A 2,775-nucleotide genomic window follows, 5' to 3' on the forward strand; every position below is an offset into this window, starting at 1 on the left:
CTCCAGAACTCCTCCAGATTGCCTGCCTGCGGATAACGGCCGGACAACCCGATGATCGCGATCTCGTTGGCGCGTGCATCGGCGCCACACCAGTCAAAACGCGAACGATGGCGGATGGCCGAAACGCCTGCCTGCTTGCCATGCGGTCTTGCCGCAGGCACCGGCATGACGACGGCTGGCTTGTCCCCGAGCAGATCGATCAGCCCGGCGTGGTGGTTTTGCAGGAAATAGTCGGCCAGCGCATTAATGCTCTGGTATTCGAAGAACAGCGTCTTGGGCAGCGGGCCGAAGGATCTCTCCAGCTTGAGCGTCAAGTCCATCACCATGACGGAGTCGATGCCGTAGGCCTCCAGGGCCGAGTTCGCATCGATCATGTGTGCCGGCAATTTGAATGTGCCCGACAGCAGCCGGACCAGATGGCGCACCGTCTGTTCGTGCAAATCAGCAGCGATCGGAGGCGCGTCATCCGGCGCGGCCGCAGCCGCCTCCGGCTGCGACGACGCTTCTTTCAGCAGCGTCGCCCTCAACCGGTCCAGCCGCCCTTCGACCACCAGCACCTGAGGCAAACCACTCGACCAGGCGTGTGCCAGAGCCGCACAGCCGCTGGCGCTGCGCAGGGGTGCCATGCCGGTTTCCTGCAACAGGTATTGGCGCGTGGCGGCATCCACCTGCATGCCGCCTTCGTCCCACAGCGGCCAGTTCACTGACAGCGTACGGCCACGACGCTGCCCTTGCGCCACCAGTTCGGCGCGATGGTGGGCAAACGCATCCATGAAGGCGTTCGCCGCCGCATAGTCGGCCTGGCCCAGATTGCCCAGTACGCCTGCCAGCGACGAGAAGCAGATGAAGCAGTCGAGCGGCATGTCGCGGCTCGCCTCGTCGAGATGAAGCGTGCCGGCCACTTTGGCGTTCAGCACCGCGTGCAGCTCCTCGCGGGTCTTCTTGAGCATGAAGCTGTCGCGCAGGACACCGGCACTGTGCAGGATGCCGTGCAGGGCGCCGAAGGTCTCCGCCGTCTCGCGCAGGCATTGCACGACGGCGTCGCGATCGCCCACGTCCAGCTGGCGATAGTGCGCCGCGGCCCCCAGCGCTTCGAGCTCGGCGAGCCTGGCTTCGATCGATTCCGTGCGTGACGAACGTCCGGTAAGGATCAGCGTGGCGCCCGTGGCCTGGCGCGCGATTTCACGCGCGAAAATCAGCCCCAGTCCGCCTGCACCACCCGTGATCAGATAAACGCCCTGCGCCCTCCAGGGCGGGTTTTCGGCAGTCGTGTCCGTCAATTCAGTCCAACGGCTCACCTCGCGGATGCCGTCGACGTAACGCAGCTGCGACTCATCGCCGTGGCGGTCGTCATGCAACGCCTTGGCGACGTCCTGACCCGCTTCGACACTGATCAACTGGCCGACGATGCGTGGATTTTCCCGTTGCGCCGTGCGCAGCATGCCGACCAGCCCCATCATCATGAGGCCTTTGCCGTGGCCCGGCACCGCCACCTGGATCAGGTGCTGGCCTGGCTGGCTGTTCAGCGACTGAACCTGTTCCAGCAAGGTTTCGGCGGCGGCGGCATACGCCGATGCCAGATCCTGATTCGCCGCCAAGGTCACGCAGACAGCTTCCGGCATGCGTGCCTGCACGCGATCCGCATCTGTCGCCGCCAGCCCGCACAGCAGCACCACGTGCCGCGCGAATGCGCGCCCAGAGGTTGTTTCGGTGCCGGCGAGCTGCACTTCCCACATAGGCCTGGCCAGCAGGGTCTGCCAAGCCGTCCCGGATTCGGCGAGGGTCGCCGAGACGCGCAACTCCAGCTGGCCGAGGCGAACGCATACCACGCCTGCTTCGTCGCAGAGATCGACGTCCAGCACCTGCGACGCGTCATCCACCGTACCGCCGCTGGGGCGTACGAAGGCCCACATGCGGCTGGTACATGGCGCCAGCACGTCGAGCGATCTCAGCCCGACGGGCAACCACAAAGCGGGTTCGGCGCTGCCATCGGCCATGCCGGTCAAGCCAATGGCGGCTTGCAATGCCGCATCCAGCAAGCCGGGATGCAGCACATAGTCGTCCATGCGCATCGCGGTTGGCAGGGCGATGCGCGCGAGTACTTGCCGCGATCCCACGAACAGCTCGACCAGGTTCCGGAATGCATGGCCATAGTGCAGGCCCATCTGTTCGAACAGGGCGTAGCACTGTGCGTCGCTCATCTGCGACACGTTGCACTGCTGGCGCAGTGCAGCCAGGTCATGCACCGCCTTCGCATCCGCTTCCATGACCGCTCCGGCGATCACCGAACCCTGGCTGTAGAGGACGGCATCGCCGTCTTCGGTATTGCTGAAGATCTCGAAGCCGATGTCGCCGGCATCCCGCGGCACCAACGCGATCTGCACGTCGAGGCCATCCGCATCGACGGTTAGCGGCCGCATCCAGGCGACGTTTTTCAACTGCAGCCGGCATGGCTCATCGATGGCCTTGCCGGCCGCCTGACATGCCATTTCCAGTTGCGCCACACCGGGCAATACGCGCATGCCGCGTACGACATGATCGGCCAGGAAAAACTCTTCGCCGCTGAAGCGGGTGCTGAAGCGCTGCACCGAAAAGCTCGAGGTGTTGCGATGCAAGAGCGGATGCAGGATGCCGCCCGTCGCCAGGTGCATCGGCTGCAAGGCCTGGATTTCGGCCCAATAACGCTCGCGCGCAAACGGATAGGTGGGTAGGCTGATCCGGCGTGGCCGGTTTTCGCCGTACATGCGTTGCCAGTCGAAGGCCAGGCCCTTCACC

At 64.9% G+C, this 2,775-nt stretch carries 1 protein-coding gene; it reads right to left on the reverse strand.

Going from position 1 to position 2,775, the window contains the following annotated elements:
* On the reverse strand, window positions 1-2,775 hold a 2,775-nt coding region (locus GSQ75_RS17635), incomplete at both ends, for an SDR family NAD(P)-dependent oxidoreductase (protein ID WP_158756200.1).

It is taken from the genome of Dyella sp. S184, assembly GCF_009766065.1.
GTDB lineage: Bacteria > Pseudomonadota > Gammaproteobacteria > Xanthomonadales > Rhodanobacteraceae > Rhodanobacter.